Annotated in this window: 29 protein-coding genes and 1 pseudogene; all 30 read right to left on the bottom strand. The window is 66.8% G+C overall.

Annotation, left to right across the window (positions count from 1 at the left end; all coding sequences use genetic code 11):
• Positions 1–18: 18 nt before the first annotated feature.
• The 30 genes and pseudogenes from ABZ873_RS09865 to ABZ873_RS10010 all read right to left on the bottom strand — a co-directional run bounded on the left by ABZ873_RS09865 (position 19) and on the right by ABZ873_RS10010 (position 17102).
• Positions 19–1041, bottom strand: a complete 1023-nt coding sequence (locus ABZ873_RS09865; protein WP_007265920.1) for a DNA-directed RNA polymerase subunit alpha — start codon at positions 1039–1041, stop codon at positions 19–21.
• A 140-nt stretch (positions 1042–1181) separates the two neighbouring features.
• Complete coding sequence (gene rpsK / locus ABZ873_RS09870; RefSeq protein WP_003956432.1) at positions 1182–1586, bottom strand: 30S ribosomal protein S11; 405 nt, start codon at positions 1584–1586, stop codon at positions 1182–1184.
• Between the two features lie 54 nt (positions 1587–1640).
• On the bottom strand, positions 1641–2021 hold the full coding sequence (gene rpsM / locus ABZ873_RS09875) for a 30S ribosomal protein S13 (protein WP_007265919.1): 381 nt from the start codon (positions 2019–2021) through the stop codon (positions 1641–1643).
• A gap of 201 nt (positions 2022–2222) precedes the next feature.
• A complete protein-coding gene (gene rpmJ, locus ABZ873_RS09880; protein ID WP_003956441.1) occupies positions 2223–2336 on the bottom strand; it encodes a 50S ribosomal protein L36 in 114 nt (37 codons plus the stop codon).
• A 62-nt stretch (positions 2337–2398) separates the two neighbouring features.
• Positions 2399–2620, bottom strand: a complete 222-nt coding sequence (gene infA, locus ABZ873_RS09885) for a translation initiation factor IF-1 (protein WP_003956442.1) — start codon at positions 2618–2620, stop codon at positions 2399–2401.
• Positions 2621–2758: 138 nt separating this feature from the next.
• Positions 2759–3610 carry a type I methionyl aminopeptidase gene (map, locus tag ABZ873_RS09890; protein WP_360867967.1) on the bottom strand — a complete coding sequence of 284 codons (852 nt, stop codon included), beginning with the start codon at positions 3608–3610 and terminating at the stop codon, positions 2759–2761.
• A 104-nt stretch (positions 3611–3714) separates the two neighbouring features.
• Positions 3715–4362, bottom strand: coding sequence for an adenylate kinase (locus ABZ873_RS09895; RefSeq protein WP_031152742.1), 648 nt, complete (start codon positions 4360–4362; stop codon positions 3715–3717).
• Positions 4362–5675, bottom strand: a complete 1314-nt coding sequence (gene secY, locus ABZ873_RS09900) for a preprotein translocase subunit SecY (RefSeq protein WP_360867971.1) — start codon at positions 5673–5675, stop codon at positions 4362–4364. Before secY ends, ABZ873_RS09895 begins: the two co-directional genes overlap by 1 nt.
• A gap of 187 nt (positions 5676–5862) precedes the next feature.
• Positions 5863–6318 carry a 50S ribosomal protein L15 gene (gene rplO, locus ABZ873_RS09905; protein ID WP_360867974.1) on the bottom strand — a complete coding sequence of 152 codons (456 nt, stop codon included), beginning with the start codon at positions 6316–6318 and terminating at the stop codon, positions 5863–5865.
• Positions 6319–6320: 2 nt separating this feature from the next.
• A complete protein-coding gene (gene rpmD / locus ABZ873_RS09910) occupies positions 6321–6503 on the bottom strand; it encodes a 50S ribosomal protein L30 (protein WP_005313525.1) in 183 nt (60 codons plus the stop codon).
• On the bottom strand, positions 6503–7105 hold the full coding sequence (gene rpsE, locus ABZ873_RS09915) for a 30S ribosomal protein S5 (RefSeq protein WP_007265914.1): 603 nt from the start codon (positions 7103–7105) through the stop codon (positions 6503–6505). The genes rpmD and rpsE overlap by 1 nt, the downstream gene beginning before the upstream one ends.
• Before the next feature lie 45 nt (positions 7106–7150).
• Positions 7151–7534, bottom strand: a complete 384-nt coding sequence (rplR, locus tag ABZ873_RS09920) for a 50S ribosomal protein L18 (RefSeq protein WP_030026334.1) — start codon at positions 7532–7534, stop codon at positions 7151–7153.
• Between the two features lie 2 nt (positions 7535–7536).
• Positions 7537–8076 (bottom strand): 50S ribosomal protein L6, encoded by a 540-nt coding sequence (rplF, locus tag ABZ873_RS09925; protein WP_030773832.1) that lies wholly within the window; start codon positions 8074–8076, stop codon positions 7537–7539.
• Positions 8077–8096: 20 nt separating this feature from the next.
• A complete protein-coding gene (rpsH, locus tag ABZ873_RS09930; protein ID WP_007265911.1) occupies positions 8097–8495 on the bottom strand; it encodes a 30S ribosomal protein S8 in 399 nt (132 codons plus the stop codon).
• A gap of 220 nt (positions 8496–8715) precedes the next feature.
• Complete coding sequence (locus ABZ873_RS09935) at positions 8716–8901, bottom strand: type Z 30S ribosomal protein S14 (protein ID WP_003956452.1); 186 nt, start codon at positions 8899–8901, stop codon at positions 8716–8718.
• A 5-nt stretch (positions 8902–8906) separates the two neighbouring features.
• Positions 8907–9458 (bottom strand): 50S ribosomal protein L5, encoded by a 552-nt coding sequence (gene rplE / locus ABZ873_RS09940; RefSeq protein ID WP_030026331.1) that lies wholly within the window; start codon positions 9456–9458, stop codon positions 8907–8909.
• On the bottom strand, positions 9458–9769 hold the full coding sequence (gene rplX / locus ABZ873_RS09945) for a 50S ribosomal protein L24 (protein ID WP_030026329.1): 312 nt from the start codon (positions 9767–9769) through the stop codon (positions 9458–9460). Before rplX ends, rplE begins: the two co-directional genes overlap by 1 nt.
• Before the next feature lie 2 nt (positions 9770–9771).
• Positions 9772–10140, bottom strand: coding sequence for a 50S ribosomal protein L14 (rplN, locus tag ABZ873_RS09950; protein WP_003956455.1), 369 nt, complete (start codon positions 10138–10140; stop codon positions 9772–9774).
• A gap of 108 nt (positions 10141–10248) precedes the next feature.
• On the bottom strand, positions 10249–10530 hold the full coding sequence (rpsQ, locus tag ABZ873_RS09955; protein WP_030008467.1) for a 30S ribosomal protein S17: 282 nt from the start codon (positions 10528–10530) through the stop codon (positions 10249–10251).
• On the bottom strand, positions 10530–10754 hold the full coding sequence (gene rpmC / locus ABZ873_RS09960; protein ID WP_079429299.1) for a 50S ribosomal protein L29: 225 nt from the start codon (positions 10752–10754) through the stop codon (positions 10530–10532). Before rpmC ends, rpsQ begins: the two co-directional genes overlap by 1 nt.
• Entirely contained in the window at positions 10754–11173 is a 420-nt protein-coding gene (rplP, locus tag ABZ873_RS09965; RefSeq protein ID WP_007265906.1) for a 50S ribosomal protein L16, read from the bottom strand. The genes rpmC and rplP overlap by 1 nt, the downstream gene beginning before the upstream one ends.
• 5 nt (positions 11174–11178) lie before the next feature.
• Positions 11179–12018: a 30S ribosomal protein S3 gene (rpsC, locus tag ABZ873_RS09970; protein WP_007265905.1), complete on the bottom strand. Its 840-nt coding sequence runs from the start codon at positions 12016–12018 to the stop codon at positions 11179–11181.
• A complete protein-coding gene (gene rplV, locus ABZ873_RS09975) occupies positions 12018–12365 on the bottom strand; it encodes a 50S ribosomal protein L22 (protein WP_007265904.1) in 348 nt (115 codons plus the stop codon). Before rplV ends, rpsC begins: the two co-directional genes overlap by 1 nt.
• A gap of 43 nt (positions 12366–12408) precedes the next feature.
• The gene (rpsS, locus tag ABZ873_RS09980; RefSeq protein ID WP_008739713.1) at positions 12409–12690 is read right to left on the bottom strand and encodes a 30S ribosomal protein S19; all 282 of its coding nucleotides are present in this window, start codon (positions 12688–12690) and stop codon (positions 12409–12411) included.
• A gap of 12 nt (positions 12691–12702) precedes the next feature.
• Complete coding sequence (gene rplB, locus ABZ873_RS09985) at positions 12703–13539, bottom strand: 50S ribosomal protein L2 (protein ID WP_007265902.1); 837 nt, start codon at positions 13537–13539, stop codon at positions 12703–12705.
• Positions 13540–13578: 39 nt separating this feature from the next.
• Positions 13579–13881 (bottom strand): annotated as a pseudogene (gene rplW, locus ABZ873_RS09990) (50S ribosomal protein L23); the annotation flags it as partial.
• Positions 13882–13901: 20 nt separating this feature from the next.
• Positions 13902–14552 carry a 50S ribosomal protein L4 gene (gene rplD / locus ABZ873_RS09995; RefSeq protein WP_030026322.1) on the bottom strand — a complete coding sequence of 217 codons (651 nt, stop codon included), beginning with the start codon at positions 14550–14552 and terminating at the stop codon, positions 13902–13904.
• A 5-nt stretch (positions 14553–14557) separates the two neighbouring features.
• Positions 14558–15202, bottom strand: a complete 645-nt coding sequence (gene rplC, locus ABZ873_RS10000; RefSeq protein WP_007265899.1) for a 50S ribosomal protein L3 — start codon at positions 15200–15202, stop codon at positions 14558–14560.
• 14 nt (positions 15203–15216) lie between these two features.
• Complete coding sequence (gene rpsJ / locus ABZ873_RS10005) at positions 15217–15525, bottom strand: 30S ribosomal protein S10 (protein WP_003948644.1); 309 nt, start codon at positions 15523–15525, stop codon at positions 15217–15219.
• Positions 15526–15989: 464 nt separating this feature from the next.
• On the bottom strand, positions 15990–17102 hold the full coding sequence (locus tag ABZ873_RS10010; RefSeq protein WP_360867987.1) for a hypothetical protein: 1113 nt from the start codon (positions 17100–17102) through the stop codon (positions 15990–15992).
• Between the last annotated feature and the right edge of the window lie 16 nt (positions 17103–17118).

Raw genomic sequence — 17118 nt, forward strand, 5'->3', positions numbered from 1 at the left:
CGCCCCGGGAAAGTCTTGCTAGTACTGCTCGGTCTCGACGAAACCGGCGTCCGCGTCGTCGTCGGCGCCGAAGGCGTCGGCAGCGGCGGTCGGGTCGAATCCGGGCGGGCTGTCCTTGAGGGCCAGGCCCATGCCGGCCAGCTTCGCCTTGACCTCGTCGATCGACTTCGCACCGAAGTTGCGGATGTCGAGCAGGTCGGCCTCGGAGCGGGCGACGAGCTCACCCACGGAGTGGATGCCCTCGCGCTTGAGGCAGTTGTACGACCGAACGGTGAGCTCCAGCTCCTCGATCGGCAGCGCCAGGTCGGCGGCCAGGGCGGCGTCCGTCGGGGACGGGCCCATGTCGATGCCCTCGGCGTCGATGTTGAGCTCGCGCGCCAGACCGAACAGCTCGACCAGGGTCTTGCCGGCGGACGCCATGGCGTCACGCGGGCGCATGGCCTGCTTGGTCTCGACGTCGACGATCAGCTTGTCGAAGTCGGTGCGCTGCTCGACTCGGGTCGCCTCGACCTTGTAGGTGACCTTGAGGACCGGGCTGTAGATGGAGTCGACCGGGATACGGCCGATCTCCTGGCCCAGCTGCTTGTTCTGGACGGCGGAGACGTAGCCGCGACCGCGCTCGACGGTCAGCTCCATCTCCAGCTTGCCCTTGCCGTTGAGCGTGGCGAGGACCAGGTCCGGGTTGTGCACCTCGACACCGGCCGGGGGCGCGATGTCAGCAGCGGTGACCAGGCCGGGACCCTGCTTGCGCAGGTACATCACGACCGGCTCGTCGTGCTCCGAGGAGACGACCAGCTGCTTGATGTTGAGGATGATGTCCGTGACGTCTTCCTTGACGCCCGGCACGGTGGTGAACTCGTGCAGGACGCCGTCCACGCGGATGCTGGTGACAGCGGCACCCGGGATGGAGGACAGGAGGGTACGGCGCAGGGAGTTGCCGAGGGTGTAACCGAAGCCCGGCTCCAGCGGCTCGATCACGAACCGCGAGCGGTACTCGTCGACGACCTCTTCGGTCAGCGAAGGACGCTGAGCGATAAGCATGTCTGTGTTCCTTCAGTCGTGGACGCCCACTATTTGACGCCCGACGGACACTGCTGGGTACTGCAAGGGTACGGGCGGCACGCCCCCCGGAGGGGTCGTACCGCCCGGACACTCAGAGACGCACAGGTGCGCCCGCTGCGTCAGACGCGACGACGCTTGGGGGGGCGGCAGCCGTTGTGCGGGGTGGGGGTGACGTCCTGGATCGAACCGACCTCCAGGCCCGTGGCCTGCAGGGAGCGGATCGCGGTCTCACGGCCGGAGCCGGGACCCTTGACGAAGACGTCGACCTTGCGCATGCCGTGCTCCTGCGCGCGGCGGGCGGCCGACTCGGCGGCCATCTGCGCGGCGAAGGGGGTGGACTTGCGCGAGCCCTTGAAGCCGACGTGGCCGGCGGAGGCCCAGGAGATCACGTTGCCCGAGGGGTCGGTGATCGAGACGATCGTGTTGTTGAACGTGCTCTTGATGTGGGCGTGCCCGTGAGCGACGTTCTTCTTTTCCTTGCGGCGCACCTTCTTGGCAGCGCCCTGACGACCCTTGGGGGGCATCTCTTACTCCTACGGGAGGTGGTCGGTCCTACAGCGCAAGACCGCTGAACAGGACTACTTCTTGCCCGGCTTCTTCTTACCGGCGATCGCGCGACGCGGGCCCTTGCGGGTACGCGCGTTCGTGCTGGTGCGCTGACCGTGCACCGGCAGGCCACGACGGTGGCGGATGCCCTGGTAGCACTGGATCTCGATCTTGCGGCGGATGTCGCCCTGGATCTCGCGGCGGAGGTCACCCTCGGTACGGAGGTTGGCGTCCACGTACTCGCGGATCTTGACGAGGTCCTCTTCGGCCAGGTCACGAACGCGGGTGTTCGGGTTCACGCCGGTGGAGGCGAGGATCTCCTTGGACCGGGTGCGCCCGATACCGAAGACGTAGGTGAGTGCGATCTCCACACGCTTTTCGCGCGGGATGTCAACACCGGAAACGCGTGCCATTCAATGGCTCCTGTGTGTTCGGGGGTCTTCCACAGAACCGTCCCCGGCCGCCGACCACCCCGGATGGAGTGGTGGTACGTCCGGGTCCCCGGCCCCCGCCGGAGGTGCCGCCGGCCCATCGCTGGGCTGGGCGGGTTCTGCGTATGTACGTTTTCTTACGTCGCGCGAAGAACTGCGGTAAGGCAGGTCGGTCGGCGTGCGTCAGCCCTGGCGCTGCTTGTGGCGCAGGTTGTCGCAGATGACCATGACCCGGCCGTGACGGCGGATCACCTTGCACTTGTCGCAGATCTTCTTGACGCTCGGCTTGACCTTCATGTGGGTGAGGTTCTCCGGGTCAGTGCCACCACCCGCGCCGGAGCGGGGTGCGGGGGCAAGATCTACTTGTATCGGTAGACGATCCGGCCACGCGTCAGGTCGTAGGGAGAGAGCTCCACGACGACCCGGTCATCGGGCAGGATGCGGATGTAGTGCATACGCATCTTGCCGCTGATGTGCGCGAGGACCTTGTGACCGTTCTGGAGTTCCACCTTGAACATGGCGTTCGGGAGGGACTCGATCACGGTGCCCTCGATTTCGATGGCACCTTGCTTCTTGGCCACGCTTCGCCTTTCGAATCGGCTACCTTGATCGGCCTCGCGCGCCATGCGGACATGGAAGTGCACGAGAGCCGACGAGTCAGTCTACGTCAGGGCACCCAGAAAGACGAATCCGGAAAGTTTGCCCACGAGTCTAGATCATTAACCGAGGGGGTCCGGGGCCGTCGTGACCCCGTACTCCGCCAGCTTCGCCTTGCCGCAGTCCGGGCTGGTCAGGACGATCGGGCCGTCCTCGGTCAGCGCGATGGAGTGCTCCCAGTGCGAGGACCAGGTGCCGTCCGTCGTGATGACCGTCCAGTCGTCCGCGAGTACCTCCGTCTGGGCGGTGCCCAGGGAGACCATCGGCTCGATCGCCAGGCACAGGCCCGGGACGAGCTTGATCCCCTTGCCCCGCTTGCGCGAGACGTAGTTCAGCAGGTGCGGGTCCATGTGCATCTCGGACCCGATGCCGTGGCCTCCGTAGTCCTCGATGATGCCGAACTTGCCGCGGCTGTGCTCACCGGTCACGGGACGCGGCTGGCGCTTGATGTACGTCTCGATCGCCTTCGAGATGTCCACCAGCCGGTTGCCCAGCTTCATGGCGGCGATACCGGCCCACATGGACTCCTCGGTGACCCGGGAGAGCTCGACCAGCTCCGGGGCGTGACCGGTGCCCACGAAGGCCGTGTACGCGGCGTCGCCGTGCCAGCCGTCCACGATCGCGCCCGCGTCGATCGAGATGATGTCCCCGTCGTTGAGGACCGTCTTGTCGTCCGGGATGCCGTGGACGACGACGTCGTTCACGGAGGTGCAGATCGTCGCGGGGAAGCCGCCGTAGCCGAGGAAGTTCGACTTGGCGCCGGCGTCCGCGATGACCTTGCGGGCCACCATGTCCAGGTCCCGCGTCGTGGCGCCCGGTACGGCCGCCTCACGGGTGGCCGCGTGGATCGCGGCGACGACCAGCCCCGCCTCGCGCATCTTCGCGATCTGCTCGGGGGTCTTGATCTGGACCATGGAACTGCCTTCCACCTCTGATGCGGGTCTTCTCAACAGTACGGCCGCGATGCCCTGGGGACACCGCGGCCGTACCTGTACTGCTGGGGACCGGCGTCCGCCGGCTACTTCTGCAGGGCGTCCATGGCGCGCTTGGTGACGTCCGCGACCTCGCCGAGGGCGGGGATCGTCACCAGCAGGCCCTGGGCCTTGTAGTAGTCGATGATCGGCTCGGTCTGCGTGTGGTAGACCTCCAGCCGGTTGCGGACCGTGGCCTCGGAGTCGTCACCGCGCTGGTAGAGCTCGCCGCCGCACTGGTCGCAGACACCCTCGGTCTTGGGGGCGGCGTACACGACGTGGAAGACGTGCGCGGACTCGTTGCGGCAGACGCGGCGGCCCGCGATGCGCTTGACGACCTCGTCCTCCTCGACCTCCAGGTCGAGGACGGCGTCGAGCTTCATGCCCGACTCCTGGAGCATCACGTCCAGGGCCTCGGCCTGCGAGACGTTGCGCGGGAAGCCGTCGAGCAGGAAGCCGCCGGCGGCGTCGGGCTGCTCCATCCGGTCCTTCGCCATGCCGATGGTGATCTCGTCGGGGACGAGGTCGCCGGCGTCCATGAACGCCTTGGCGCGCAGGCCCAGCTCGGTGCCCTGGCTGATGTTGGCCCGGAACAGGTCACCCGTGGAGATGTGCGGGATCGACAGGTTCTTGGCGAGGAACGCGGCCTGCGTTCCCTTGCCGGCACCGGGCGGTCCGACGAGGACGATTCGCATCAGCGGAGGAACCCTTCGTAATTACGCTGCTGGAGCTGGCTCTCGATCTGCTTCACGGTTTCCAGACCCACACCCACGATGATCAGGATGCTCGTCCCGCCGAACGGGAAGTTCTGGTTCGCTCCGAAGCCGGCCAACGCCATCGTCGGCACAAGAGCGATGAGACCCAGGTACAGCGACCCCGGCCAGGTGATCCGGTTGAGCACGTAGCTCAGGTACTCGGCGGTGGGCCGGCCGGCGCGGATGCCCGGGATGAACCCACCATACTTCTTCATGTTGTCTGCAACTTCCTCGGGGTTGAACGAGATCGCCACGTAGAAGAACGCGAAGAAGACGATCAGGAGGAAGTAGACCGCGATGTAGTACGGGTGGTCGCCCTTGACGAAGTGCTTCTGGATCCAGGTGGCCCAGCCCGCGGTGGACCCGCTGAACTGCACGACCAGCGCCGGGATGTAGAGCAGCGACGAGGCGAAGATGACGGGGATGATGCCCGCCTGGTTCACCTTGAGCGGGATGTAGGTCGACGTACCGCCGTAGGCGCGGCGGCCGATCATGCGCTTCGCGTACTGGACCGGGATGCGGCGCTGCGCCTGCTCGACGAAGACCACGAGGCCCACCATCGCGAGGCCGACCAGCATGACGACGCCGAACTCGACCCAGCCGTCCGCGATCTTGCCCTGGAGCTTGATCTGCCAGAGGGCGCCGATGAAGCCGGCGGCGATCGAGATGAACATGAGGATCGACATGCCGTTGCCGATGCCGCGGTCGGTGATGAGCTCGCCGAGCCACATGACGACGCAGGTACCGGCGGTCATGGTGATCACCATGACGACCGTGGTGAAGATCGACCGGTCGGGGACGATCTGGCTGGCGACCTGGCAGCCCTGGAAGAGGGCACCGGTCCGGGCGGTGGCGACGAGGCCGGTGCCCTGGAGGATCGCGAGCGCGACCGTCAGATAGCGCGTGTACTGCGTGATCTTCGCCGTGCCGGACTGGCCCTCTTTCTTGAGGGTCTCCAGCTTCGGGATGACCACGGTCAGCAGCTGCAGGATGATGCTCGCCGTGATGTACGGCATGATGCCGAGCGCGAAGATCGTGATCTGCAGCAGCGCACCGCCGCTGAACATGTTGACGAGACCGAAGAGCCCATTGCTGCTTCCGGCCTGGTCCACACAGATCTGGACGTTCTTGTAGCTCACGCCGGGTACCGGGATGTGGGACCCGAGCCGGAACAGCACGATGATGCCGAGCGTGAAGAGCAGCTTCTTGCGCAGGTCGGGCGTCTTGAACGCCCGGGCGAACGCGGTGAGCACGGTGCCTCCTGCGACCCCCGCGCTACTGCGTCAGAGGTGACGGTCTGAGGGATCGACGTATACGACAAAGCAAAGGTGCACGCCACCTTACCGGCGAGTGTGCCTCCCGTGGAACGACCAACCGGGGATGCCCCATATGTGAGGCATCCCCGGTCGGGTTTCGAGCTATTCAGCCACAGAAATCGTCTTAGACGAGCTCGGTGACAGAGCCGCCGGCAGCGGCAATCTTCTCCTTGGCGGAGGCGGAGACGGCGTCAACCGAAACCTGCAGCGCCACGGAGATCTCGCCCTGGCCCAGGACCTTGACGAGGCTGTTCTTGCGAACCGCGCCCTTGGCGACCAGGTCGGCCACCGTGACCTCTCCACCCTCGGGGTAGAGGGCACCGAGCTTGTCCAGGTTGACAACCTGGAACTCGGTGCGGAACGGGTTCTTGAAGCCCTTCAGCTTCGGCAGGCGCATGTGGAGGGGCATCTGCCCACCCTCGAAGCGCTGCGGAACCTGGTAGCGGGCCTTCGTACCCTTGGTACCACGACCAGCCGTCTTACCCTTCGACGCCTCACCACGACCGACACGGGTCTTCGCGGTCTTGGCACCGGGGGCGGGACGGAGGTTGTGAGCCTTCAGCGGGCTGTTCTCAGCCATGATTAGTCAACCTCCTCAACCGTCACGAGGTGGCGGACGGTGTGCACCATTCCGCGGAACTCGGGGCGGTCCTCCTTGACGACGACGTCGTTCAGGCGCTTGAGCCCGAGCGAACGCAGCGTGTCGCGGTGGTTCTGCTTGCTGCCGATGTACGACTTCGTCTGCGTGATCTTGAGGCGGGCCATCAGACACCCGCCCCGGCACGTGCACGAAGGAGAGCCGCGGGGGCGACGTCCTCGAGCGGCAGACCGCGGCGGGCCGCGATCTCCTCGGGACGCTGCAGGCCCTTGAGGGCCTCCACGGTCGCGTGCACGATGTTGATCGCGTTGTCGGAGCCGAGCGACTTCGACAGGATGTCGTGAACGCCGGCGCACTCCAGAACGGCGCGCACCGGGCCACCGGCGATCACACCGGTACCGGGGGAAGCAGGCTTCAGCAGGACAACGCCGGCCGCCTTCTCGCCCTGGATCGGGTGCGGGATGGTGCCCTGGATGCGGGGAACCTTGAAGAAGTTCTTCTTGGCTTCCTCGACGCCCTTGGCGATGGCCGCGGGAACTTCCTTGGCCTTGCCGTAACCGACACCTACGGTGCCGTCACCGTCACCCACCACGACGAGCGCGGTGAAGCTGAAGCGACGACCACCCTTGACAACCTTGGCGACACGGTTGATCGCGACAACGCGCTCAACGTAAGCGGTCTTCTCGGCGGCAGCGCCACCGTCGCGACCCTTCCGGTCCCGCCGCTCGCCGCCACCGGCACCGCTTCCGCGGCGCTGGGGTCCAGCCATTGGATTACCTCTCTCTGTTACGTCCGTGAGTCCCGGAACCGGGGCTTAGAACTTCAGCCCGGCTTCGCGGGCGGCGTCAGCCAGAGCGGCAATGCGCCCGGCGTATCGGTTGCCACCGCGGTCGAACACGACGGTCTCGACACCCGCGGCCTTGGCACGCTCGGCGACGAGCGCGCCGACAGCCTGGGCCTGGGCGCTCTTGTCGCCTTCGCCACCGCGGATCGAAGCGTCCAGGGTCGACGCGGACGCCAGGGTGTGGCCCTGGAGGTCGTCGATGACCTGCGCAACGATGTTGCGGTTGGAACGCGTCACGACGAGGCGCGGACGCTCCGCCGTACCCGAGACGTTCTTGCGGATGCGGATGTGGCGGCGAGCCTTGGCAGCGCGCTTGTACGCGTCGCCCTTGGCGATCTTCACACCGTATGCCATGGCTACTTACCAGCCTTTCCGACCTTGCGGCGGATGACCTCGCCGGCGTACTTGACACCCTTGGCCTTGTACGGGTCGGGCTTCCGCAGCTTGCGGATGTTGGCGGCGACCTCGCCGACCTTCTGCTTGTCGATGCCCTCGACCGAGAACTTCGTCGGCGACTCGACCTTGAAGGAGATGCCCTCGGGCGCCTCCACCAGGATCGGGTGGCTGTAGCCGAGCTGGAACTCCAGGTCGGAGCCCTTCGCGGCCACGCGGTAGCCGACACCGCTGATCTCGAGAGCCTTGACGTATCCCGTGGTCACACCGGTGATCATGTTCGCCACCAGCGTGCGGGACAGGCCGTGCAGGGCCTTGTTCTGACGCTCGTCATTCGGACGGGTGACGTTCAGAACGCCGTCCTCGTCCTTGACAACTGCGATGGGCGCCTTGACGGTGTGCGCGAGGGAACCCTTGGGGCCCTTCACGTTGACCGTCTGGCCATCGATGGTGACGTCCACACCGGCGGGAACCTGGATGGGGAGCTTGCCGATTCGCGACATTGCTTTTCCTCCGTTCCCGACTACCAGACGTAGGCGAGGACTTCCCCACCTACGCCCTTCTTGCCTGCCTGCTGACCGGTCAGGAGACCGTGCGACGTGGAGATGATCGCCACGCCCAGGCCGCCGAGGACCTTCGGCAGGTTGGTGGACTTCGCGTACACGCGCAGACCGGGCTTCGAGATCCGCTTGATGCCCGCGATGGAGCGCTCACGGTTCGGCCCGAACTTCAGCTCGAGGACGAGGTTCTTGCCGACCTCGGCGTCCTCGACCTTCCAGCCGGTGATGAAACCCTCCTGCTTGAGGATCTCCGCGATGTGCGACTTGATCTTGCTGTGCGGCATCACGACGGTGTCGTGGTACGCCGAGTTAGCGTTACGCAGACGCGTGAGCATGTCTGCGATGGGGTCAGTCATGGTCATGAAGTGGCCTTCGGCCTCTCTCGCCGGGGTTTCCTGTATGCGCCATCCCTCTCCCCACTCAGTGGCGGGACGGGTGCGGCACGGGGACCTACGGCGTAGTAAGTCGGTAGGGCGGCGGACGCCCAACCCCACAAGCCTACGGCATGCGGGCAGGGCGGTCCGCCGACCTGATGCTTACCGAGAGCGTCTGGAATACCTCAACACCCAAAGGGCGTGGGGTCTACCAGGAGCTCTTGGTCACGCCCGGCAGCTCGCCACGGTGAGCCATCTCACGGAGGCACACGCGGCAGAGGCCGAACTTGCGGTACACGGAGTGGGGGCGACCGCAGCGCTGGCAGCGGGTGTACGCACGCACACCGAACTTGGGCTTACGGGCAGCCTTCGCGATGAGAGCCTTCTTCGCCATCTCGCTTACGCCTCCTTGAAGGGGAAGCCGAGGTGACGAAGGAGCGCGCGGCCCTCAGCGTCGTTGGTCGCCGTGGTGACCACGGTGATGTCCATACCCCGGGTACGGTCGATCTTGTCCTGGTCGATCTCGTGGAACATGACCTGCTCCGTGAGACCGAAGGTGTAGTTGCCACGGCCGTCGAACTGCTTCGGCGACAGACCGCGGAAGTCACGGATACGCGGCAGCGCGAGCGACAGCGTACGGTCCAGGAACTCCCACATGCGGTCACCGCGGAGGGTGACGTGGCAGCCGATCGGCTGACCCTCACGCAGCTTGAACTGCGCGATGGACTTGCGGGCCTTCGTGACGGCCGGCTTCTGGCCGGTGATCGTCGTCAGGTCGCGGATGGCACCGTCGATCAGCTTCGAGTCACGGGCGGCGTCGCCGACACCCATGTTCACGACGATCTTGACGAGGCCGGGGATCTGCATGACGTTCTCGTAGGAGAACTCCTCACGCAGCTTGCCCGCGATCTCCTCGCGGTACTTCGTCTTCAGACGCGGAGTGGTAGCCATCAGATGTCCTCACCCGTGCGCTTGGCAACGCGGATCTTGTTGCCTTCGTCGTCGAAGCGGTAACCGACGCGGGTGACGACCTTCTTGCCGTCCTTCTCCACGACCAGCTGCACGTTCGAGACGTGCACGGGGGCCTCGGTGATCACGATGCCGCCCGCCTGGTTCTGGCCGGCCTTGGTGTGCTTCTTGACCCGGTTGACACCCTCGACCAGGACACGGTTCTCGGCGGGGAAGGCGACGATGACCTTGCCCTGCTTGCCCTTGTCCTTACCGGTGATGACCTGGACCAGGTCGCCCTTCTTGATCTTCATGCTTACAGCACCTCCGGCGCGAGCGAGATGATCTTCATGAACTTCTTCTCGCGCAGCTCACGGCCGACGGGGCCGAAGATACGGGTGCCGCGAGGGTCGCCGTCGTTCTTCAGAATGACGGCGGCGTTCTCGTCGAAGCGGATGTACGAGCCGTCCTGGCGGCGGCGCTCCTTGACGGTGCGAACGATGACCGCCTTGACGACGTCACCCTTCTTCACGTTGCCGCCGGGGATCGCGTCCTTGACGGTGGCGACGATGACGTCACCGATGCCCGCGTAGCGGCGACCGGAGCCACCGAGAACACGGATGCAAAGGATCTCCTTGGCACCAGTGTTGTCGGCGACACGCAGTCGCGACTCCTGCTGGATCACGTCTATCTCCTGTTTGTCTGCCGGTTCCCGGCCGGGGCCTCACCGCGAAGGGCGAGGGCCCCGACCGAGCCTGGCGGAACGAACCTGAAGGGTTACCCCTTCAAGTGCTTACTTGGCCTTCTCGAGGATCTCGACGATGCGCCAGCGCTTGCTCGCCGACAGCGGACGCGTCTCCATGATGAGGACGCGGTCGCCGACGCCGGCAGCGTTCTGCTCGTCGTGCGCCTTGAGCTTGTTCGTACGGCGGATGACCTTGCCGTACAGGGCGTGCTTCACGCGGTCCTCGACGGCGACGACGACGGTCTTGTCCATCTTGTCGCTGACGACCAGACCCTCGCGGGTCTTGCGGAAGCCGCGCTCGGTCTTCTCAGTCACGTTGTTCTCGCTCATCAGGCGCTCTCCACCGTCTCGATACCGAGCTCACGCTCGTGCATCAGGGTGTAGATGCGAGCGATGTCCTTACGGACGGACTTGAGCCGGCCGTTGTTCTCCAGCTGGCCGGTGGCCGCCTGGAAACGGAGCTTGAACAGCTCCTCCTTGGCCTCGCGCAGCTTGGCAACGAGCTCCTCGTTGCCGAGCTCGCGGAGCTCGGACGCCTTGGTTCCCGTCGCCATCACGACTCACCTGCCTCGCGCTTGACGATCCGGCACTTCATCGGCAGCTTGTGGGCCGCACGAGTCAGAGCCTCACGCGCAATCTTTTCATTCGGGTAGGACAGCTCGAACATGACCCGGCCCGGGTGCACGTTCGCGATCCACCACTCCGGGGAACCCTTACCGGAACCCATGCGGGTCTCGGCAGGCTTCTTCGTCAGCGGGCGGTCCGGGTAGATGTTGATCCAGACCTTGCCGCCACGCTTGATGTGGCGGGTCATCGCGATACGAGCCGCCTCGATCTGGCGGTTCGTCACGTAGGCGGGGGTGAGCGCCTGGATGCCGTACTCGCCGAACGAGACCTCAGTACCGCCCTTGGCCATACCGCTGCGCTTCGGGTGGTGCTGCTTGCGGTGCTTGACCCTACGAGGGATCAGCATGTCGGTCAGGCCTCCGTTCCGGTGCTCTCGGCCGGAGCGGCGGCGGGGGCGTCGGCCTTGGGGGCCTCGGCACCAGCAGCCTGCTGCGGCTTGCGGCCACCGCGGCCGCCGCGCTCGCCACCACGGCCACCACGGCCGGCGGGACGGTCGCCAGCGCCGGCACCACGGGCCGGGCGGTTACCCGCACGGGCCGCGGCGTTCTCGGCGCGAACCTCGGCGATGTTCTTGACGTCGCCCTTGTAGATCCAGACCTTCACGCCGATCCGGCCGAAGGTGGTCTTGGCCTCGAAGAAGCCGTAGTCCACGTTCGCGCGCAGGGTGTGCAGCGGCACACGGCCTTCGCGGTAGAACTCGGAGCGGGACATCTCGGCGCCGCCGAGACGGCCACCGCACTGGATCTTGATGCCCTTGGCGCCGGCCTTCATGGTGCCCTGCATGCTCTTGCGCATGGCACGGCGGAAGGAGACGCGGGAGGAGAGCTGCTCGGCGACGGCCTGGGCCACCAGCTGAGCGTCGAGCTCCGGGTTCTTGACCTCGAGGATGTTCAGCTGGACCTGCTTGCCGGTCAGCTTCTCCAGGTCACCGCGGATGCGGTCGGCCTCGGCGCCGCGGCGGCCGATGACGATGCCGGGACGAGCGGTGTGGATGTCCACACGCACGCGGTCACGGGTGCGCTCGATCTCCACCTTCGAGATGCCGGCGCGCTCCATGCCGGACGTCATCATCCGACGGATGGCGACGTCTTCCTTGACGTAGTCCTTGTACAGCTTGTCGGCGTACCAACGCGACTTGAAGTCGGTGGTGATGCCGAGTCGGAACCCGTGCGGGTTTACCTTCTGGCCCATTACCGGGAACCTTCCTTGCTGCTGACGACCACGGTGATGTGGCTGGTCCGCTTGCGGATCCGGTAGGCACGGCCCTGGGCACGCGGACGGAACCGCTTCAGGGTCGGGCCCTCGTCCACGTACGCCTCGCTGATGACCAGCGTGGAGGCGTCCGGGTGGTTGTAGTTGTGTGCGGCGTTGGCAATGGCGCTGTCCAGCACCTTGCCGACCGGCACGCTCGCGGCCTGCGGGGCGAAACGCAGGACCGCCTGAGCCTCCGTGGCATCCATGCCACGGATGAGGTCCACCACGCGGCGGGCCTTCATGGGCGTGACGCGGATGTACCGCGCCTGGGCCCTGGCTTCCATGGTTGTCCCTTCGGTGTAAGTCATAGTCGTAACCACCCCGCCTTTAGCGGCGCTTCGACTTCCGGTCGTCCTTGACGTGGCCGCGGAAGGTGCGAGTCGGCGAGAACTCGCCGAGCTTGTGGCCGACCATCGACTCGGTGACGAACACCGGGACGTGGGTCTTGCCGTTGTGCACCGCGATGGTGTGACCCAGCATGCTGGGGATGATCATCGAGCGACGGGACCAGGTCTTGATGACGTTCTTGGTGCCGGCTTCGTTCTGGACGTCCACCTTCTTTACGAGGTGGTCGTCGACGAAGGGCCCCTTCTTGAGACTGCGCGGCATCTAAACCCGCTCCTAGCGCTTCTTGTTCGTCTTGCGGCGGCGGACGATGTACTTGCTCGAAGCCTTCTTCGGCGAGCGAGTACGACCCTCCTTCTGACCCCACGGGGAGACCGGGTGGCGACCACCACTGGTCTTGCCCTCACCACCACCGTGCGGGTGGTCAACCGGGTTCATCGCGACACCGCGGACGGTCGGGCGGACGCCCTTCCAGCGCATGCGGCCGGCCTTGCCCCAGTTGATGTTCGACTGCTCGGCGTTGCCGACCTCGCCGACCGTGGCGCGGCAGCGGGCGTCGACGAGACGGATCTCGCCGGACGGCATGCGGAGGTGGGCCATGACGCCCTCCTTCGCGAGCAGCTGCACGGAGGCACCCGCGGAGCGGGCGAACTTCGCACCGCCGCCGGGACGCAGCTCGATGGCGTGGATGGTCGTACCGACCGGGATGTTGCGCAGCGCGAGGTTGTTGCCCGGCTTGATGTCGGCCGTGGGGCCGTTCTCGATCCGGTCACCCTGCTGCAGGCCGCGCGGCGCGATGATGTAGCGCTTCTCGCCGTCGGCGTAGTGCAGCAGCGCGATACGCGCGGTGCGGTTGGGGTCGTACTCGATGTGCGCGACCTTGGCCGGCACGCCGTCCTTGTCGTGACGACGGAAGTCGATCACGCGGTAGGCGCGCTTGTGGCCACCACCCTGGTGGCGAACGGTCACACGACCGGTGTTGTTACGGCCGCCCTTGCTGTGCAGGGGGCGGACCAGCGACTTCTCCGGCGTGGACCGCGTGATCTCGACAAAGTCGGCGACGCTGGAGCCGCGACGGCCCGGGGTCGTCGGCTTGTACTTGCGGATACCCATTTCTCAGTCCTCGTCCGATTCCGGACGACTAGACCTCCGTCAGGAGGTCTGGCCGCCGAAGATGTCGATACGGTTGCCCTCGGCAAGGGTCACGATGGCGCGCTTGGTGTTGGCGCGCTTGCCGAAACCGGTCTTGGTGCGCTTGCGCTTACCCTGACGGTTGATCGTGTTGACCCCGGTGACCTTGACCGAGAAGACCGCCTCGACGGCCTGCTTGATCTGGGTCTTGTTGGCGCCGGGCGCGACGATGAACGTGTACTTGTTCTCGTCCAGCAGCGCGTAGCTCTTCTCCGAGACGACCGGCTTGATCAGCAGGTCGCGCGGGTCGGAGAAGGTCTTGCTGGTAACGGTCGCCTCAGACATCAGGCGTCGCTCCCTTCGGTCTCGTCGGCCTTGGGGCCAGACACGAAGGACTCGAGCGCGGCCTGGGTGAAGACCACGTCGTCAGAGACGATCACGTCGTACGTGTTCAGCTGGCCCGGCTCCAGGATGTGAACCTGGGGCAGGTTGCGGGCGGACAGCCACGCGGCCTCGTCGGCACGCTCGACGACCAGGAGCAGGTTCTTGCGCTCCGAGATCTTGCCGAACAGCGTCTTGGCGGCCTTCGTGGAGGCGGCACCCTCGACCACGCCGGTGACGACGTGGATGCGGGAGTGACGCGCACGGTCCGAGAGGGCACCGCGGAGGGCGGCGACCTTCATCTTCTTGGGGGTCCGCTGCGAGTAGTCACGCGGCTGCGGGCCGTGGACGACGCCACCGCCGGCGAACTGCGGAGCGCGGGTCGAACCCTGACGGGCGCGGCCGGTGCCCTTCTGGCGGTAAGGCTTCTTGCCACCACCACGGACTTCGCCACGGGTCTTGGTCTTGTGCGTGCCCTGACGGGCAGCGGCCAGCTGGGCGACGACGACCTGGTGGATCAGCGGAACGCTGGTCTTCGCGTCGAAGATCTCCGCGGGGAGCTCGACGGTACCGGCCTTGTCGCCTGCCGGCGAAAGGATGTCAATGGTGCTCATTAACCTCAAGCCCCCTTGGCCGCGGTACGGACCAGGACGAGGCCGCCGTTCGGACCGGGAACTGCGCCCTTGATGAGGAGCAGACCCTTCTCCGCGTCTACCGCGTGGATGGTCAGGTTCTGGGTGGTGACGCGCTCGTTACCCATGCGACCGGCCATGCGCATGCCCTTGAAGACACGCCCAGGGGTGGCGCAGCCACCGATCGAACCGGGGGAGCGGTGCTTGCGCTGCACACCGTGACCGGCGCCGAGGCCCCGGAAGTTGTGCCGCTTCATGACACCGGCGAAGCCCTTGCCCTTGCTGTTGCCCGTGACGTCGACCTTGACGCCGGACTCGAACACCTCAGCAGTGATCTCCTGGCCGAGCGTGTACTCGCTGGCGTCGGAGGTGCGGAGCTCCACCAGGTGGCGGCGGGGGGTGACGTCGGCCTTGGCGAAGTGGCCCTTGAGGGGCTTGTTCACCTTGCGCGGGTCGATCTCGCCGAAGGCGATCTGGACCGACTCGTAGCCGTCGATGTCGTTCGTACGGACCTGGGTAACGACGCAGGGTCCGGCCTTGACCACGGTGACCGGGACGACACGGTTGTTCTCGTCCCAGACCTGGGTCATGCCGAGCTTCTCGCCCAGGACGCCCTTGATCTGCTTTGCCATCTTCTCGACGCCTCTCAGAGCTTGATCTCGATGTCGACGCCGGCCGGAAGGTCCAGGCGCATCAGCGAGTCAACGGTCTTGGGCGTCGGGTCGAGGATGTCGATCAGGCGCTTGTGCGTGCGCATCTCGAAGTGCTCGCGCGAGTCCTTGTACTTGTGCGGCGACTTGATGACGCAGTACACGTTCTTCTCAGTGGGCAGCGGCACCGGGCCCGCGACCGACGCACCAGTGCGGGTCACCGTCTCGACGATCTTCTTCGCCGAGGAGTCGATGACCTCGTGGTCGTAGGCCTTGAGCCGGATGCGGATCTTCTGTCCCGCCATGGCTACTCCGTAGTCCTGTCTGTGTGGAAACGCTCTGGCCCTCGGTCGGCCGCGGGACGGATCCCGCCGCTTCTCTCCGACCCACGCGGTCGGGCGTGTCGCACTCCCTCTACAGAAAATTCCCATACGGAAATTCCCTCGTCCAAGGGGGTGCGGTCCCTGAGACCGCGTATCGGGGGAGAAACACCCACCGAGTGCCTGGTGGGCACCGTGCTGACACTTCCCAGAAGATTCCCGTACGTCCGTCCCCATTGCTGCCCCGAGGGGCAGATTAAGGACGACGAGTACTGTGGGACTCGCTTCCGGTCCTCCCGGCGGGAGGCGCGCAGCATCGGCACTCAGCCGAGCAACTTGAGTAGTCTGCCATACGAGGCACGTACCTGGCCAATCGGGCCGAAGAGAATACCCCGCCACGCTGAGTGGTCAAACCGCGGCGCGCGGCGCGCGGCGGGGCCCTCCCCCGGTCAGGAGCGGGTCGCCGTTCCGCAGCCCTTCGCGCCGCTGATGTCCCGGCTCCGGTCGTACGGGTCCACCGCGGGCCCCGTCTGCTGCGGGCCCGCGGCGGCGTCCGCGGGGAACTGCGGGTGGAGGAAGCCGTCGGCCGTCTCGCACTCGACGTTCGACCATTCGGAGTGGTGGGCGCGCAGCTGGAGACGGCCCGGGGTGGTGTCCCAGCGCGCGGGGTCCAGTACGGCCAGGGTGACCTGCCGGCGCACGATGGTCCGCTGTACGTCGCTGCCGCCCTGGGCCCGGGTCACCGGGTGCACGAAGGTGTAGTCCGCGACCACGAGCAGCTCCCCGGCCTCCCCCGGCTCGGCGCGCATGCTGCCGCGCACCTTGACGATCCCGCCGACCGGCCTGACCCGGGCCGGGTCGAAGCGGGTGAAGAAGGTCACCGGGGTGTCCTGGGCGGTGGGCGTGCTCAGGTGCCGGTCCACGTCCTTCATCAGGTCCGGCTGGCGCGGGTCGAGCAGCGCGATCGCCGCCGCGGGCCGCTCCCCGCGCAGGGTGGCCGGGTCCAGGTTGGCCGCGACCAGGTACTGCCGGGCCTTCTGGAGGGCGTCTCCGACCTGCTCGGCGGACATCCCGGCGACGGGCGCCGCCGCGGGCAGTTCGATGCCGGCGGCGTTGTCGGCCCACTGCAGGGCCGGGGAGCCGCGGAAGGGCTCGGCCAGGGTCGGCCGGTCGGGGGCCAGGGAGGGCGGGGGCCCGGCCGGCCGCCCGGGCTCGGCGGGCAGCGGCGCCGCGCTCCGGGCCTCCTGGCGGGCCTCCCCCTCCCCGGTGATCCGGTCGATCACCAGCTCGGGGCGTACGGCTATCAGCGCCAGCCCCGCGATGGCCGCGACGGCCAGCACCGCCTTGAGCCGTCCCGGGCCCCGGCGCGGCCGCGCGGTGGGAGCGGTGCGCCAGCCCGGCGGTTCCTGGCCCTGGGTGGCGTGCAGCCGCTCGGTGACCATCCGGGCCCGCGCGGAGGGCTCCTGCGGCGCCCCGCCGGCTCCGGCCGCGGCCTGCTCCTGGAACCGGGCCCACTCCTCGTCGGAGATGCCCGGCCCGCTGTTGTCCCTGTCGTTCGCCATGATCGCGAGTCCTCGC

It is taken from the genome of Streptomyces sp. NPDC047014 (genome assembly GCF_040644195.1).
GTDB lineage: Bacteria > Actinomycetota > Actinomycetes > Streptomycetales > Streptomycetaceae > Streptomyces.